Annotated in this window: 16 protein-coding genes; 12 read left to right on the plus strand and 4 right to left on the minus strand. The window is 69.9% G+C overall.

What is annotated here, in order from left to right:
* Positions 1-56 precede the first annotated feature (56 nt).
* Positions 57-416, minus strand: coding sequence for a hypothetical protein (locus ASD79_RS09445; RefSeq protein WP_056720902.1), 360 nt, complete (start codon positions 414-416; stop codon positions 57-59).
* A 110-nt stretch (positions 417-526) separates the two neighbouring features.
* Entirely contained in the window at positions 527-1,144 is a 618-nt protein-coding gene (locus ASD79_RS09450) for a glutathione S-transferase N-terminal domain-containing protein (protein ID WP_056720904.1), read from the minus strand.
* 175 nt (positions 1,145-1,319) lie between these two features.
* On the opposite strand from ASD79_RS09450, the gene ASD79_RS09455 reads away from it, so the two are divergent.
* Positions 1,320-1,886 carry a TetR/AcrR family transcriptional regulator gene (locus ASD79_RS09455; RefSeq protein WP_082584864.1) on the plus strand — a complete coding sequence of 189 codons (567 nt, stop codon included), beginning with the start codon at positions 1,320-1,322 and terminating at the stop codon, positions 1,884-1,886.
* Between the two features lie 114 nt (positions 1,887-2,000).
* Positions 2,001-2,444 (plus strand): cupin domain-containing protein, encoded by a 444-nt coding sequence (locus ASD79_RS09460; protein ID WP_056720909.1) that lies wholly within the window; start codon positions 2,001-2,003, stop codon positions 2,442-2,444.
* A gap of 73 nt (positions 2,445-2,517) precedes the next feature.
* On the opposite strand, the gene ASD79_RS09465 is transcribed toward ASD79_RS09460, so the two are convergent.
* Positions 2,518-3,558: an NAD(P)-dependent alcohol dehydrogenase gene (locus ASD79_RS09465; RefSeq protein ID WP_056720911.1), complete on the minus strand. Its 1,041-nt coding sequence runs from the start codon at positions 3,556-3,558 to the stop codon at positions 2,518-2,520.
* Positions 3,559-3,838: 280 nt separating this feature from the next.
* Between ASD79_RS09465 and ASD79_RS09470 the strand changes: the two genes are divergently transcribed.
* The 9 genes from ASD79_RS09470 (at position 3,839) to ASD79_RS09510 (ending at position 12,949) form a co-directional block, all read left to right on the plus strand.
* The gene (locus ASD79_RS09470; protein ID WP_056720914.1) at positions 3,839-4,699 is read left to right on the plus strand and encodes a TIGR01459 family HAD-type hydrolase; all 861 of its coding nucleotides are present in this window, start codon (positions 3,839-3,841) and stop codon (positions 4,697-4,699) included.
* A gap of 54 nt (positions 4,700-4,753) precedes the next feature.
* Positions 4,754-5,176, plus strand: coding sequence for a MaoC family dehydratase (locus ASD79_RS09475; protein WP_056720916.1), 423 nt, complete (start codon positions 4,754-4,756; stop codon positions 5,174-5,176).
* An 11-nt stretch (positions 5,177-5,187) separates the two neighbouring features.
* Positions 5,188-6,144, plus strand: coding sequence for a bifunctional riboflavin kinase/FAD synthetase (locus ASD79_RS09480; RefSeq protein ID WP_056720918.1), 957 nt, complete (start codon positions 5,188-5,190; stop codon positions 6,142-6,144).
* Between the two features lie 201 nt (positions 6,145-6,345).
* Complete coding sequence (locus ASD79_RS09485) at positions 6,346-6,546, plus strand: hypothetical protein (RefSeq protein ID WP_007667006.1); 201 nt, start codon at positions 6,346-6,348, stop codon at positions 6,544-6,546.
* A 101-nt stretch (positions 6,547-6,647) separates the two neighbouring features.
* Positions 6,648-7,736 (plus strand): S1C family serine protease, encoded by a 1,089-nt coding sequence (locus tag ASD79_RS09490; protein ID WP_056720920.1) that lies wholly within the window; start codon positions 6,648-6,650, stop codon positions 7,734-7,736.
* A gap of 109 nt (positions 7,737-7,845) precedes the next feature.
* Positions 7,846-8,097 (plus strand): hypothetical protein, encoded by a 252-nt coding sequence (locus tag ASD79_RS09495; RefSeq protein ID WP_235524385.1) that lies wholly within the window; start codon positions 7,846-7,848, stop codon positions 8,095-8,097.
* A 357-nt stretch (positions 8,098-8,454) separates the two neighbouring features.
* Positions 8,455-11,433, plus strand: a complete 2,979-nt coding sequence (gene ileS, locus ASD79_RS09500; protein ID WP_056720922.1) for an isoleucine--tRNA ligase — start codon at positions 8,455-8,457, stop codon at positions 11,431-11,433.
* A 170-nt stretch (positions 11,434-11,603) separates the two neighbouring features.
* Positions 11,604-12,113, plus strand: coding sequence for a signal peptidase II (gene lspA, locus ASD79_RS09505; protein ID WP_056720924.1), 510 nt, complete (start codon positions 11,604-11,606; stop codon positions 12,111-12,113).
* 269 nt (positions 12,114-12,382) lie between these two features.
* On the plus strand, positions 12,383-12,949 hold the full coding sequence (locus ASD79_RS09510) for a DUF3035 domain-containing protein (protein WP_056720926.1): 567 nt from the start codon (positions 12,383-12,385) through the stop codon (positions 12,947-12,949).
* Positions 12,950-13,127: 178 nt separating this feature from the next.
* Here the strand turns inward: ASD79_RS09510 and ASD79_RS09515 are convergent, their stop codons facing one another.
* On the minus strand, positions 13,128-14,069 hold the full coding sequence (locus tag ASD79_RS09515) for a TraB/GumN family protein (protein WP_056720927.1): 942 nt from the start codon (positions 14,067-14,069) through the stop codon (positions 13,128-13,130).
* 220 nt (positions 14,070-14,289) lie between these two features.
* Here ASD79_RS09515 and mutL point away from each other — a divergent pair, with 220 nt between their 5' ends.
* The gene (gene mutL / locus ASD79_RS09520) at positions 14,290-16,191 is read left to right on the plus strand and encodes a DNA mismatch repair endonuclease MutL (RefSeq protein ID WP_056720929.1); all 1,902 of its coding nucleotides are present in this window, start codon (positions 14,290-14,292) and stop codon (positions 16,189-16,191) included.
* Positions 16,192-16,265: the final 74 nt, after the last annotated feature.

Raw genomic sequence — 16,265 nt, forward strand, 5'->3', positions numbered from 1 at the left:
TCGGCAATCACCCCCATCCCCAGCCCTTCCCCCATCAAGGGGGAAGGGGGCGATTCCTAGCGCGCCGCCGCCACTTCGGCCTCGGCCGGGGTCTTGGCGATCTGGGCGGGGCTGCAGGCCGCCAGGTCCGCGGCCTCCAGCGTCACGCCGCGATAGCTGAAGGCCGTGACCGGGCCCAGCTCGCGCGCCAGCCGCTTGCAGCTGCGCAGCGGCGGCAGCGACTTGACCTGCGGCGAGCGGCAGACGTCGGCCTTGCAGCGCCAGACCGCGCCGTCGAACACCACGTGGTCGCGGGTGGTCGGCGCGCTGAGGGTCAGCCAGCCCCCCTCTTGTCTAAGGGCCTGTGGCTTGGTTTCGGACATGGCGGGGCCGCCCATCGCGGCGAGGGCCGCGACGGCGATGATGAGACTACGCATGACTTAGCTCCTGGGGAGAGGTTTGGGGGGTGGGAAGGGACACACATTCACGGCCACGCCTCGCCAACCCGGCTCTGACCGTGGGGTGAGTGTGTGTCCCCGTACGCGAACTAGGCGGCGGCTTTGTAGAGCGTGAACTCCTCGCCCAGGGCCCGGGCGACGGAGGGGCGGGCCTTCAGGCGGCCGTGATAGGCGGTCAGGGCGGGATAGGCCGACAGGTCCACATTCACCGCCCCGGCCCAGGTCAGGATCACCAGCAGATAGGCGTCGGCGACGCTGAACCCGCCTTGCAGGAATTCGCGCCCGGTCAGGTAGGCGTCGAGGTGGGCGAAGCGCTCGGCGACGGCTTCGCGGGCGAAGGCCTTGGCCCCCTCCGGCGCGGTGGACCGCAGCAGGACCCTGAACACCCCGGCGTGCAGTTCCGAACCGATGAAGCTCAGCCAGCTCTGCACGCGCAGGCGCTCGATCCCGTCGGGAGCGATCAGGCCGGCGGCCGGAAAGCGGTCGGCGACATATTGCAGGATCACCGGGTTCTCGGTGATCAGTTCGCCATCGTCGGTGCGCAGCACCGGCACCTGGCCCATCGGGTTGATGGTCAGGAACTCGGTCCCGTCCTCCACCCGGTTGGCCTTGGTGTCGACCTTGTGGAACCTGGCGTCGGCTCCGGCCTCGTAGAGGGCGATGCGGGTGGCCATCGAACAGGCCAGTGGGGAGAAGTAGAGATCCATCGGAGCCTCCGTTTGCATTTTCATACCATTTCGCATAAAAATAGCGGACGCAAGGTTTTTATTCGAAATGGTACAAAAATCAAATCCACCCGAACCGCGACTCCCGCCTGAAGGCGAGGCGCCTCCGGAAGCCAAGCGCAGGGGCAGGCCCCGCGGCTACGATCCGGACGTCGCGGTGCGCCAGGCGACCGCGACCTTCTGGGACCAGGGCTATGCCGGCGCTTCGCTGGACGACCTGAGCGCGGCCACCGGCATGAACCGCCCCAGCCTGTACGGGGCCTTCGGCGACAAGCAGACCCTCTTCCGCATCGCCCTGGATCGCTACATGGACGAGTCGCGGGCGACGATGATCCAGGCCTTCCGGGCCGGCGGCACGCTGCGCGAGGCGCTGGCGCGGGTCTACCAGGCGGCCCTGAGCCGCTATCTTTCGGGCGACGTCGGCGGGCGCGGCTGCTTCCTGGTCAGCGCGGGCCTGGGCCAGGCGGTCGTCGATCCGGTGGTGCGCCAGACGGTCGCCGACGGCCTGCACGAGCTGGACCGCGGCTTCGAGCGCCTGTTCTCGCGGGCCTACGAACACGGCGAACTGCCGCCCGGCACGGACCACGCCGCCCTGGCGCGGGTGGCCGGGGTCATGGTCAACGCCCTGTCGGTGCGCGCCCGGGCCGGCGAAACCCGCCAGCAGCTGGAGGCGACCATCACCGCCACGGTCGACCTGATCTGCGGACCGCGCGTCTCGGAGTGACGGAATCCAGGCGCGCCGACGCGGCGACCTCACCCGGCGTCCGCCCGCCGAGGTTGTAGGGGGGCGGGGCCACTGGGTGATAGGCTACCGCCTCCGAAAACCCGGAGAACCGCCATGTTGAAGACAACGGTTGCGTTCTGTATCGGCCTCGCGTTCGCCTCCGCCGCCCAGGCCCAGGTGAATTCGCAAGACCTGAAATGGGGCCCCGCCCCGGCCATGTTCCCGAAGGGCGCGACGATCGCGGTGCTGTCGGGCGACCCGACCAAGGCGGGCCTGACGACGTTGCGGATGACCATGCCGCCCGGTTACCAGGTCCCGGCCCACCACCATCCGACGACGGAATATGTGACGGTGATCTCCGGCGACCTCCACCTGGGCATGGGCGACAAGCTGGACATGACCAAGGCCGCCGCCCTGGCCGCCGGCGGCTTCGCCGAGGCGTCGGCGGGCATGAACCACTACGCCTGGAGCCAGGACGGCGCGGTTCTGCAGATCCACGCCCAGGGGCCGCTGGAGATCGTCTACGTCAACCCGATGGACGATCCCCGCAAGAAGTGATGGCCCTCGAAGGACGCAGCGGGGCCAGAATGGGGACACGCACATGCGCGTGTCCCCAGCCGTGCTCCCAGCCCTACAGCGTCGCCATGTCGATCACGAAGCGGTAGCGCACGTCGCTCTTGAGCATGCGGGCGTAGGCGTCGTTGATCTGGTCGATGGCGATGGTCTCGATCTCGGCGACGATGCCGTGCTGGCCGCAGAAGTCGAGCATCTCCTGGGTCTCCTTGATCGAGCCGATCATCGAGCCGGCCAGGGTGCGGCGGGCCGGGATCAGGGCGAAGGCGTTGACGGGCACGGGCTGCTCGGGCGCGCCGACCACGACCATCGCGCCGTCGACCTTCAGCAGGTTCAGATAGGCGTTCCAGTCCAGCTCGGCCGAGACCGTGCAGATCAGCAGGTCGAACGTGCCGGCCAGGGTCTCGAAGGTCGCCGCGTCGCTGGTGGCGTAATAGTGGTCGGCGCCCAGCTTCAGCCCGTCCTCCCGCTTGGACAGCGACTGGCTCAGCACCGTGACCTCGGCTCCCATGGCGTGGCCCAGCTTGACGCCCATGTGACCCAGGCCGCCCATGCCCAGGATCGCCACCTTCTTGCCGGGCCCCGCCTTCCAGTGGCGCAGCGGCGAATAGAGGGTGATGCCGGCGCACAGCAGCGGCGCGGCGGCGTCCAGCGGCAGGTTGTCGGGGATCGACAGCACATAGCCTTCCTTGACCACCATGTGGTCGGAATAGCCGCCATAGGTGGGCAGGTCGCTGCCCGGCTGCAGGCCGCTGTAGGTCAGGACCAGGCCGGGCTGGTACTGCTCCAGGTCCAGGTCGCGCTGGGCGCAGGTGGTGCAGCTGTCGACGAAGCAGCCGACCCCGACCCGGTCGCCTTCCTTGAAGCGGGTGACCCCGGAACCCACGGCGGTGACGACGCCGGTGATCTCGTGGCCCGGCACGATCGGATAGAGGCTCTGGCCCCAGCCGTTGTCGACCATGTGGATGTCGGAATGGCAGACGCCGCAGTGCTTGATGGCGATGACGACGTCGTCGGCGTTGGGTTCGCGCCGCTCGAAGGTGAAGGGGGTCAGTTTCTCGGACGCGGCTTGAGCCGCGTAGCCCTTGGCGATGGCCATCGGATAGTCCTCGGATTTGGGGGAACGGCCGGACGGCCAAGACTTGCCATGCGCCGGGCGCCCAGCGTTAAACCGATCCTCCACGTCTGATGCACGATCCTGCCAGAGCCACCCGACGCGGTGCGCGAAGCTGGGGACACACACTCACCCCACCGCGCCTCGCCGTCCTAATGACGACCGTGGGGTGAGTGTGTGTCCCCGTCCCCTGGCCGCCGCGCCTTCGCGCCCCTACATGCGCTACCGTTGACGCACCCGTCTCCGCCCGGTACCGCCCGTCTCCATGACCGACCTGCCCGCTGGACTATCCGCCCTCGCCGACCGCTACGACGTGCTGCTGTGCGACGTGTGGGGGGTGATCCACAACGGCGTCGCGAGTTTCCCGGAGGCCTGCCAGGCCCTGGTCGAATGGCGGGCCCATCATGGTCCGGTGATCCTGATCTCCAACTCGCCGCGCCCGTCGGCCGACGTGGTGGCCCAGCTGGACGCCCTGGGCGTACCGCGCGCGGCGTGGAGCGCCTTCGTCACCTCGGGCGACGCCACCCGGACCCTGCTGGCCCAGCGCGCGCCGGGCCCAGTCTGGACCGTCGGCCCCGACCGCGACGCCGTGCTCTACGAAGGCCTCGGCCTGGCCTTTTCAGGACCCGAGGACGCGGCCTTCATCTCGGTCACGGGCCTCTTCAACGACGAGGCCGAGGGTCCCGAGGACTATCGCGAGCGCCTGGCCACGGCGGCCGAGCGCGGCCTGGCCCTGGTCTGCGCCAATCCCGACCGGGTGGTGCAGCGCGGCGACCGGCTGATCTATTGCGGCGGCGCGCTGGCCGACCTCTATGAAGGTCTGGGCGGCCAGGTGCTGATGGCCGGCAAGCCCTACGCCCCGATCTACGACCTGGCCCTGGCCGAGGCCGAAGCGCTGAAGGGCGGACCGGTCGACCGCTCGCGGGTGCTGTGCATCGGCGACGGGGTGATCACCGACGTCAAGGGCGCCCAGGACCAGGGCCTGGCCTGCCTGTTCATCGCCAAGGGCATCCACGGCGAGGCGGCGCTGGGCCCCGACGGCAAGCTGGATCCGGCCAAGGTCGAGGGCCTGCTGGCCGCTGAAAGCGTCGGCGCGACCCACGCCATGGGCGATCTGGTCTGGTGAAGCCGCCGCTGATCGCTAGATTGGTTGCAACGCACAATAAGAAGAGAGCGCGGGATGCGGGGACTTTATCTTGAGGATCTGAGCGTCGGCCAGTCGGCCGAACTGGTCCGCACCGTCGGCGAGGCCGATATCGTCGCCTTCGCCGCCGTGACCGGCGACAACAATCCCGTCCACCTGGACGCCGACTACGCCGCGACCACCAGCTTCGGCGAGCGCATCGCCCACGGCATGCTGTCGGCCGGCTACATCTCGGCGGTGCTGGGCACCACCCTGCCCGGCCCCGGCGCGATCTACCTGTCCCAGACCCTGAAGTTCAAGCGCCCGGTCAGGATCGGCGACGCGGTCACCGCCCGCGCCACGGTCGCGCAGATCGACGAAGCCAAGGCCCGCGTCACCTTCGCCACCGTCTGCCTGGTCAATGGCAAGCCCGTGGTCGATGGCGAGGCCGTGGTCATGGTCCCGCGCAAGAACGTCTAGAGAGAGCCCGCATGCGCCTGAAGATCGTCCACGGCTGGAAGGACCTGCCCGAAGAGCAGCGGGGCGCGGCCGTGGCCCTGGGCAATTTCGACGGCGTGCATCGCGGCCACCAGCAGGTGATCGCCCAGGCCGCCAAAGCCGCCCTGGCGGCCAAGGTCCCGCTGGGCGTGGTCACCTTCGACCCGCATCCGCGGCGACTGTTCCGGCCCAGCGAACCGGCCTTCAAGCTGATGACCCACGACCAGCAGGCCCGCGCGCTCGAGGCCCTGGGCGTCGACATCCTCTACCTGCTGCCGTTCGACTTCGAGATGGCCAGCTTCGGCGACCGCGAGTTCGTCGAGAAGGTGCTGGTCGGGGGACCCCATGGCGGAGGCTTGGGCGTGAAGCACGTGGCCGTCGGCTTCGACATCTCGTTCGGACGCGGCCGCACCGGGAGCGCCGAACTGATGAAGATCTACGGTCAGCAGGACGACTTCTCGGTCTCGGTGGCCGAGCCGGTGGCCAGCCGCGACGGCGAGAAATTCTCCTCGACCGCCGTGCGCGACGCCCTGCGCGACGGCCATCCCGAGCAGGCCGCCCGCATCCTGGGTCGCCCCTTCGCCATCGAGGGCGTGGTGCGTCGGGGCCAGCAGCTGGGCCGCCAGCTGGGCTTTCCCACCGCCAATGTCGAGGTCGAGGACTATGTGGTGCCGAAGCTCGGCGTCTACGCCACCCGCACCCGCCTGCCCGACGGCCGCCTGGTGCCCGGCGTCGCCAACCTCGGCAACAACCCGACCACCGGCGTGGTCGAGACCCGGCTGGAGACCTGGCTGTTCGACTTCGACGAGGACCTCTACGGCCAGATCATCGAGACCCAGCTGATCGCCTTCCTGCGGCCGGAGCTGAAGTTCGACAGCATCGAGCTGCTGGTCGAGCAGGTGCTGCGCGACGAGGTGGCCGCCCGAGCGATCGTGGCGCCGGGGTTCTAGGGACGTCCTCCCCCCATGGGGGAGGCGATCGCGCAGCGATCGGTGGGGGGAGTTCTAGGGTCGTCGATCCTGGAGTCCGGCCAATGGCCAAACCCTCCCCCCACCGTCGGCTTCGCCGACACCTCCCCCAGAGGGGGAGGACCCGCGACCTCCCTGATCAAGCGCATGGCGCGGGGCCCCGCCAGGGTTTATCCTCACGGCATGGCGACCAACCTGACCAAGGCAGACCACCTCCTTCTGGACCGCTATCTGGATTGCGTGCTCCTGCGCCACGCGGAAGGCGTCTACAATCTCGAGATGGCCAGGGCTGAACTGGCCGAGGCGTTCACCCAGATCACCCGCGACGAGCCGGCGTTCCGCAACCACATGCAGGCCGTGCTGGACGCCCGCGACGACGCCTGAAGGCCCGACCGCCCCCGGGGCCGCCCCCGGGGCCGCCCGTCGACTCGCCAACCCCCGTTCTTCCCGTTAACCTTCACCTTGCGCAGGCGGGGGCCGGGACGTTGAAAGCACGCAAGTACGAACGGTTCGCCCAGGCCCGGCGGCCCCGCTCCACGCGTCTGCGCGAGATCCTGGCCTATCCCGACATCGACGCCGACGGGGCCGCCTTCGTCTTCAGCCCCGCCGAGCCGCCGCGAACCGGCGGCGCGGCGTCCGACGACACCCTGCTCGACGCCTATTCCAACGCCGTGGTCCGCGCCGTCGAGGCGGTGGGGCCCAGCGTGGTGCGCATCCATCCGATGCTGGACGATCCCCGCGTCCAGGGCGTCGGCTCGGGCTTCGCCATCGCGCCCGGCGGGCTGATCCTGACCAACAGCCACGTGGTGCAGGGCGCGGCGCGCTTCGTGGTGATCACCGCCGAGGGTCGCAGCCTGACGGCCCGCTGCGTCGGCGACGACCCCGACACCGACCTGGCCCTGCTGCGCCTCGACCAGAAGGCCGACCTGCCAGTGGCGCGGCTGGGCGATTCCAAGGCCCTGCGGCGCGGCCAGCTGGTCATCGCCATCGGCGCGCCGCTAGGCTTCGAGGCCACGGTCACCACCGGCGTGGTCTCCGCTCTGGGCCGATCCCTGCGCGGCGAACGCGGCCGGCTGATCGAGGACCTGATCCAGACCGACGCCGCCCTCAACCCCGGCAACAGCGGCGGACCGCTGGTCGCCTCGAATGGCGAGGTGGTCGGCATAGCGACGGCGGTGATCGCCGGCTACCAGGGCCTGTGCTTCGCCGTGGCCTCCAACACCGCCAGTTTCGTGATCGCCCAGCTGCTGCGGCACGGCCACGTGCGGCGCGGCTCGATCGGCCTGGTCGCCCAGCAGGCCCCGATCCCGTCGGGCCTGGCCAAGGCCACCGGCGTCACCCAGGGCTATGCGGTGTTCGTGGCCCAGGTCGACGCCGGCGGACCGGCGGCCAAGGCCGGGGTGCGCGAGGGCGACCTGCTGGTCAGCGCGGCCGGCGCGCCCCTGACCGGCCTGGACGACCTGCTGCGGGCCCTGGACCACCACAGCATCGACAAGCCCGCCGCCTTCGTCCTGATCCGCGAGGGCCGGCTGATGACCGTGACCATCACGCCCCGGGCTCGAAGGCGGGGTTAGAGCATCGTGCGGCTTGCTCCAGGCAAAACTGGGTAACCATGGTTTTTCACCGTAGACGCGACCAATTGACGCGCCTACACTTTTTCCGTCAGCGTCGGGGGAACGGGTCTTGCGTCACGACTTCAGGGGGCATCGGATTTGGCGGCGGTCCCTGCGGGCCGTCAAGCGGCTGACGTCGCCCAGACTGGCGCGCCAGTCCCGCGAAGGCCGTTTGCTGATGGTCGCCTGGACCCTGGCCGCCCTGCTCACCCTCGGCGTCGCCCTCGCCCAGAGCCTGCCGATGTTCCTGGCCTCGTTCGCGGCGGTGACCTTCGGCACCTGTACGGCGCTGTGGCTGATGAGCGGCATGGCGCGGCGGTAGCGGCGCGGCTTCAACTTCCACGCAAATTTCGTTGTCATCCCGGAAGCCTCGAAGAGGCTGTCCGGGACCCAGGCGACTGGGCCAACGTGGTGCAGCCGCCCCTGGGTCCCGGACAAGCGCTGCGCGCTTTCCGGGATGACAACCATTGGGGGAACCGGAGCTGACACCGTCCTGCTGAGCTCCGAGCTTCGCATCCCGTTTGCCCCTCCCCTCCGCCTCTGCTATCCCCCGCCCATGCCTTTCGTTCGGAAAACCCCGCGAATTAACCGCCCGGCGTGACGCCGCCGGACGAGATTCCAGCGCGCGCCGGGACGACCACCCGCACTTTTCGAACACTCCAAGCTGGATAGCTCTCCCATGGCCGACGACGCCACGCCCGCTCGCGACTACCGCGAAACCGTCTTCCTCCCCGACACCCCGTTCCCGATGCGTGGCGGTCTGCCCAAGAAGGAGCCCGAGATCCTGGAGGGCTGGGCGGCCCTGTCGGACAAGGGCCTGTACGGCGCCGTTCGTGCAGCCCGCCAAGCCGCAGGAGCGGAGTTGTTCGTGCTGCACGACGGCCCGCCCTACGCCAATGGCGCCATCCACATCGGCCATGCCCTCAACAAGACGCTGAAGGACTTCGTGGTCCGCTCGCGCTTCGCCCTCGGCTACGACGTCGACTACGTGCCCGGCTGGGACTGCCACGGCCTGCCGATCGAGTGGAAGATCGAGGAAGAGTTCCGCGCCAAGGGCCGCCGCAAGGACGAGGTGCCGGCCGCCGAGTTCCGCGAGCGCTGCCGGCAATACGCCGCCGGCTGGATCGAGGCCCAGAAGGTCGAGTTCCAGCGCCTGGGCGTGCTGGGCGACTGGTGGAACCGCTACGCCACCATGGACTTCACGTCCGAGGCCACGATCGTCGCCGAGTTCCACAAGTTCGCCACCAGCGGCCAGCTCTATCGCGGCTCCAAGCCTGTCATGTGGAGCCCGGTCGAGCGCACGGCCCTGGCCGACGCCGAGATCGAGTACCACGACCACACCAGCCCGACGGTGTGGGTGAAGTTCCCGGTCAAGGCCTATGACGAGGACCGCTACGCCCTGTCGGGCGCAGAGGCCGGCGACAACGTCTTCCGCCTGCCGCCCAACGACGCCTCGGTGGTGATCTGGACCACGACGCCCTGGACCCTCCCCGCCAACCGAGCGATCTCGTTCGGGCCCAAGGTCGAGTACGGCCTGTACGAGGTCGAGGAGATGGAGGCCGACCTGGCCTTCGCCCCCTGGGCCGCGCCGGGCGACCGGCTGATCGTCGCCGACAAGCTGGCTGACGACGTCGCCAAGGCCGCGAAGATCGCCAAATGGCGCCGCGCCGAGCCCGTCGATCCGACCGGCCTGATCTGCGCCCACCCGCTGGCCCAGTTCGAACCTGACCCCCAAACAGGCTACGGCTACGACGTCCCCCTCCTCGCCGGCGAGCACGTCACCGACGACGCCGGCGCCGGCTTCGTCCACACCGCGCCGGGCCACGGCGCCGACGACTACCTGGTCTGGCTGAAGAGCGGCCACAGCCTCGACTCGATCCCCGACACCGTCGATCCCGACGGGGCCTATTTCCCGACCGTGCCGCTGTTCGCGGGCCTCAAGATCATCGAGACCGAGGGCAAGAAGGCCGGCAAGTTCGGGCCCGCCAACGGCGCGGTGATGGACAAGCTGATCGAGGCCGGCAACCTGCTGGCCCGCGGCCGGGTCGAGCACAGCTATCCGCACAGCTGGCGCTCCAAGGCCCCGGTGATCTTCCGCAACACCCCGCAGTGGTTCATCCGCATGGATGCGGCCGTCGAAGGCGGCAAGACCCTGCGCGAAACGGCCGTCCAGGCCATCGCCGACACCGCCTTCCACCCCGAGGCCGGCCGCAACCGCATCGGGGCGATGGTCGAGACCCGGCCCGACTGGCTGGTCAGCCGCCAGCGCGCCTGGGGCACGCCGCTGGCGATGTTCGTCGACAAGGAGACCGGCGTCCCGCTGATGGACCCGGACGTCAACGCCCGCATCCTGGCGATCATCCGCGAGGGCGGCAGCGACGCCTGGTTCGAGCGCCCGGACGCCGATTTCCTCGGCAACCATGACCCCGACAAGTTCGAGAAGGTCATCGACATCCTCGACGTCTGGTTCGACAGCGGCTGCACCCACGCCTTCACGCTGGAAGGCCGGACCGACAGCCGCAGCCCGGCCGACCTCTATCTGGAGGGCTCGGACCAGCACCGCGGCTGGTTCCAGTCGTCCCTGCTGGAAAGCTGCGGCACGCGCGGCCACGCGCCCTACAAGGCGGTTCTCACCCACGGGTTCACCCAGGACGAGAACGGCGAGAAGATGTCCAAGTCCAAGGGCAACACCGTCGAGCCGCAGACCATCACCAAGGAGAGCGGGGCCGAGATCCTGCGGCTGTGGGCGGCGATGGTCGACTATTCGGAAGACCAGCGGATCGGCAAGACCATCCTGGCCACCACCACCGACGCCTATCGCAAGCTGCGCAACACCACGCGCTACCTGCTGGGGGCCCTGGCCGGCTTCGACGAGGCCGAGCGGGTGACGAACTACGCCGACTTCCCGCCGCTGGAGAAGTACATCCTGCACCGACTGTGGGAACTGGACGGCCAGGTGAGGGCCGCCTACGAGGCCTTCCGGTTCAGCGACGTGATCCGGCCGCTGATCGACTTCTGCCAGGGCGACCTGTCCAGCCTGTTCTTCGACATCCGCAAGGACAGCCTCTATTGCGACGTCCCGACCGCGCTGCGCCGTCGGGCCTACCGCACGGTGCTGGACTACGTCTTCGAGCGCCTGACGGTGTGGCTGTCGCCCCTGACCAGCTTCACCATGGAAGAGGCGTGGCAGACGCGCTTCCCCGAGGCGGGTTCGAACGTGCTGCGGGTGATCCCGGAGACCCCGGCGGCGTGGCGCAACGACGCCGAGGCCGCGCGCTGGGCCAAGGTCGAGACCGTGACCTCGGTGGTGACCAGCGCCCTGGAGATCGAGCGCCGCGACAAGCGGATCGGATCGGCCCTGGAGGCGGCGCCGGTGGTGCATATCAGCGACGCCGGCCTGCTGGCCGCCTTCGACGGCCTCGACGCCGCCGAGGTGTTCCGCACCAGCGCCGCCACCCTGACCGCCGGCGACGCGCCTGGCGCCTTCGCCCTGGACGAGGTCAAGGGCGTGGCGGCGGAGGTCAAGCTGGCGGAAGGCGCGAAATGCGCCCGTTCGTGGAGGATCCTGCCGGAGGTCGGCAGCGACCCCCGCTATCCGGAGCTGTCCTTGCGCGACGCCGAAGCCGTGGCGTGGTGGGATAGCAAGCACGCGGTTTAAGATCACCCTCTCCCAGAGGGAGAGGGAGGGGCCCGCGCCGCCAGGCGTGGGAGGGTGAGGGGTTAAGGCGCCGGGGAAACCTGGCGAAGGCGTAACCCCTCACCTTCCCACCGCTACGCGGCGGGCCCCTTCCTCTCCCCTCCGGGAGAGGATCCAAGAAAGCGACCTGAATGCCCAAAATCACCCGCCTCGGCTGGATCGCCTACGCCATCGCGATCGCCACCATCGTGCTGGACCAGGTCAGCAAGGCCTGGATCCTGTCGACCCTGGGCGCCGACCCCGGCGCCAGCCAGCCGCTGCTGGGTCCGCTGCACCTGACCATGGTCCATAACCAGGGCATGAGTTTCGGCCTGTTCCGGGGCTCGGAGCTCAGCCGCTGGCTGCTGACGGCCTTCTCGGCCGCCGTCGTGGTCGGCCTGGCGATCTGGGCGCGCAAGACCACGCGCTGGCTGATGGCCGGCGGCCTGGGCCTGATCATCGGCGGGGCGTTCGGCAACAACCTGATCGACCGCATCCGCTACGGCTATGTGGTCGACTTCATCGACGTCACCCGCCTGCACTTCCCGTGGGTGTTCAACGTCGCCGATTCGGGGATCACCGTCGGGGTGGCGCTGCTGCTGCTGGACAGCTTCCTGTCGGAGGAGAAGACTCTCGCCCATCCCGACGGACACGGGCTTTAGATCCGATTCTCCGCGGTCTCTCCTTCCTCCGCCTCCCCGGCGAAGGCCGGGGCCCAGATGAAACCCATGAGCCGCTCAGGCTGAATCTGGATCCCGGCCTTCGCCGGGAAAACGGTAGTGGGGTTGAGGCGTTTCAATATGAAGCCGTTGGCTTTAACGCCCTAACGTGGCCACGTTTCCAAGGAAGATTGGCGCCCGGCCCCGGATGTCGTATCGAGGGCGTCCGAAATTTGGCCTACCCGGGGGCGGGCCGCTGGAGCATGGGTTTCATGAGTTTCTATCGGGTCGCGACCCTGAGCGCACTGGTCGCCGTGGCCGCCACCGGCTTGGCCGGCTGTCAGACGGCCTCCAAGGCCCTGGGCATGAACAAGGTGGTTCCCGACGAGTTCCGCGTCGTCACCAAGGCCCCCCTGGTGGTGCCGCCCGACTACAGCCTGCGCCCGCCGGCGCCCGGTGAGCCGCGCCCGCAGGAACTGCAGCCGGAAAGCGCCGCGCGCCAGGCCCTGATCGGCCAGAGCAACGCCGCCGCCCGCTCGGACGGCGAGAAGCTGCTGGTGTCCAAGGCCGGCGTCGAGAAGGCCGACCCGCTGATCCGCTTCGTTGTCGACGACGAGAACGGCGACCTGGCCCACAAGGACGAGAGCTTCGCCAGCAAGGTGATGTTCTGGAAGAAGGGCGACAAGACCGCCGCCCCCACCGCCTCGGAAACCGGCGCCACTGACGCCGCCCCGGTCGACGCCGCCACCGAAGAGGCCCGCCTCAAGGCCCTGACCGGCAACGGCGCGATCGTCATTACCCGCGACAAGCAAAGCAAGATCAAGCTGCCGGGCCTGTAGGCTTCGACGCTCGCTGAATTCTGGAAAGGCCCGGCGGCGAAAGCTTCCGGGCCTTTTTCTTTAAGTCCTCCCCCTCTGGGGGAGGTGTCGGCGAAGCCGACGGTGGGGGGAGTGATCCGATCTCTCAAAACTCCCCCCACCGATCGCTGCGCGATCGCCTCCCCCACGGGGGGAGGACTCAATCCCCCGGCGTCGACACCTCGAACCCTCGCGCCCGCATCTGGTCCAGCACCCCGTCCCGGGCCACCAGGCCCCGCACGCCATAGACCGCCACCGCATGGCCCGGCGTCTTCATCGCCGCGCTCAGCGCCTCGACCTCGTCCTGGGTTCCGCGCCGCTCCAGCTCGGCCATGCCCGGCAGGCCCAGCAGGCAGCGCTGGAAGTTGCGCGGCCCGCTGATCGCGCCGCGCACGTCGCCCAGCGCCCAGGCCCGGGCGGCGGTCCGCGTCGCGCCGGCTCCGGCGTTGACCTCGTCCAGCACCCCTTCCAGGCACACCAGCCCCGCCTCCGCCGAGTGCCCGCGCACCGCCGTCTTGATCACCGGCATCGCCTTGTAGGTCGCGGCCGGGCGAGCCCTGACCCGATGCTTGCGGGCCAACCGGGCGATGGCGCGCTCCGGTTCGGCCGGCTCCAGCCTGACCGCCTTGCGATAGTCGCCGGCCATCATCACCCCCGCGCCCAGCGGGCTCCACTGGCGATAGGCGTCGGGAGCCTTGCCCAGGGTGGCCCGGGCCCTGACCAGCTTGGGCGCCAGGCTGGCGGCGGCGACGTCGAGCGGCGTGTCGGACTTCAACCGGCCGCGCAGGGCCAGGGCGGCGGGGAGGTCACGGAGCCCGGCCTTGCCCTCCGGCGGCAGGATCACCGCGAAGGCCCCGGTCAGCCGTCGCTCCAGCACCGACTTGTCCCAACCCTGGCCCTCGGGCAAGGCCTGCAGCACGCCCAGCATGTAGATCGTGGTGTCGCCGTCGGAGATCCGCCACCAGGCCGGGCCGGGCAGCTTGGCGCTGACGACCAGCTCATCGACGACGTTGGCCTCGGGGTCGTCGATGACCTGGGCGTGGGCGGGGGCGTGGGTGGCCAGGGCCAGCACGACGACGAGGCCCAATGTCGATCGCCGCATGCCGAATCTCCAACCAAGGCCTGTCATCCCGGACGTAGCGTAGCGAAGATCCGGGACCGGCGCGTGAACGCATGTGCTTCCGGCGGTCCCGGATCTTCGCGCCGCGCGCTCGTCCGGGATGACAATCTTGGACGACCAATCCCTATCTGTGATCCTCAAGAGTCGCCGGAATCGATCTAGGATGACCGGCTCGCCGTCCGCCCCTGAAAGCCCGCCCCGCATGCCGATCCGCCGCCTGCCGCCCGAGACCGTCAACCGCATCGCCGCCGGCGAGGTGGTCGAACGGCCGGCCAGCGCCATCAAGGAGCTGGTCGACAACGCCATCGACGCCGGAGCCACCCGGATCGAGGTCGAGGCCCACGGCGGCGGCCTGACCCGGATCATGGTCGCCGACGACGGCTGCGGCCTGAGCGCCGAGGAACTGCCGGTCGCCATTGAGCGCCACGCGACCTCCAAGCTCTCGCCCGACGCCGAGGGCCTGTGGGACCTGCTGGCCATCCACACCATGGGCTTCCGGGGCGAGGCCCTGCCGTCGATCGGCTCGGTGGCGCGGCTGTCGATCGCCTCGCGGGCCAAGGGCCAGAGCGACGCCTGGTCGATCCTGGTCGAGGGCGGGGCGGTCGGCGACGTCGCCCCCGCCGCCTTCGCCGGCGACCACGGGGCGCGGATCGAGGTCCGCGACCTGTTCTACGCCACCCCCGCTCGGCTGAAGTTCATGAAGTCCGAGCGCGCCGAGGCCCTGGCCATCACCGAGGAGCTCAAGCGCCAGGCCATGGCCAACGAGGGCGTCGGCTTCTCGCTGGACATCGACGGCCGCCGGATCATCCGCCTGCCGCCCGAGCATCCGGGCCCGCAGGGCCGGCTGGCGCGGCTGTCGGCGGTGCTGGGCCGCGACTTCCAGGACAACGCCATCGAGATCGACCAGACCCGCGACGGCGTCCGCCTGACCGGGTTCGCCGGCCTGCCCACCTACAACCGCGGCAACGCCGCCCACCAGTACCTGTTCGTCAACGGCCGGCCCGTACGCGACCGGCTGCTGCAAGGCGCCCTGCGCGCCGCCTATGCCGACTTCCTGGCCCGCGACCGCCACCCGACGGCGGCCCTCTACATCTCGCTCGACACTTCGGAGGTCGACGTCAACGTCCACCCGGCCAAGGCCGAGGTGCGGTTCCGCGACCCGGCCCTGGTGCGCGGCCTGATCGTCGGGGCCCTGCGCCACGCCCTGGCCGGGGCCGGCCACCGGGCCTCGACCACCACGGCGGCGTCGGCGCTGGAGGGCTTCCGGGCGCAGTCGATGATCCCCGGCTATCAACCAGGCCCCTCGCCCGCCGGCTTCTCGGCCTGGCAGGCCGGCGGCTGGACGCGGCCTTCGCCGCAGGTGCTGCCGGGGCTGTCGGACGTCTCGGCCCGGGTCGAGCCTGGCGGCGGCTATGGCGTGGCCGAGGCGGTGCGCGAGGCGGCCTATGGCGACTATGACGCCCCGCCGGCCATTGCCTATCCCGGGATGAGCGAAGGCCCCGCCCCGGTGTTCGACCCCGTCGACTTCCCGCTCGGCGCGGCCCGGGCCCAGGTGCATGAGACCTATATCGTCGCCCAGACCCGCGACGGCGTGGTCATCGTCGACCAGCACGCCGCCCACGAGCGCCTGGTCTACGAGCGGATGAAGACCGAGATGGCGGCCGGCGGCGTCGCCCGCCAGGCCCTGCTGCTGCCCGAGGTGGTCGAGCTGGACCCCGCCGAGGCCGAGCGCGTCGTGGCCCGCGCCGACGAATTGGCGGCCCTGGGCCTGGTGGTCGAGAGCTTCGGCCCCGGCGCCGTGCTGGTGCGCGAGACCCCGGCCCTGCTGGGCAAGGCCGACGCCGCCGGCCTGGTCCGCGACATCGCCGACGACCTGGCCGAGAACGGCCAGGCCCTGGCGCTGAAGGAGCGCCTGGAGGAGGTCTGCTCGACCATGGCCTGCCACGGGAGTGTGAGGGCGGGGCGGCGGCTGAACGGCGCGGAGATGAACGCCCTGCTGCGGGAGATGGAGGCCACGCCGCATTCGGGCCAGTGCAACCACGGGCGGCCGACTTATGTGGAGCTGAAGCTGGCGGATATCGAGAAGCTGTTTGGGAGAAGGTAGGGGGGCGTCGTCATCTTCGACGGCTCTCCCTACCAAACGCCCAAATTGCAGATAGCTCCAAGGACGCCTGCCAC

The organism is Caulobacter sp. Root655, assembly GCF_001427665.1.
Taxonomy (GTDB): domain Bacteria; phylum Pseudomonadota; class Alphaproteobacteria; order Caulobacterales; family Caulobacteraceae; genus Caulobacter.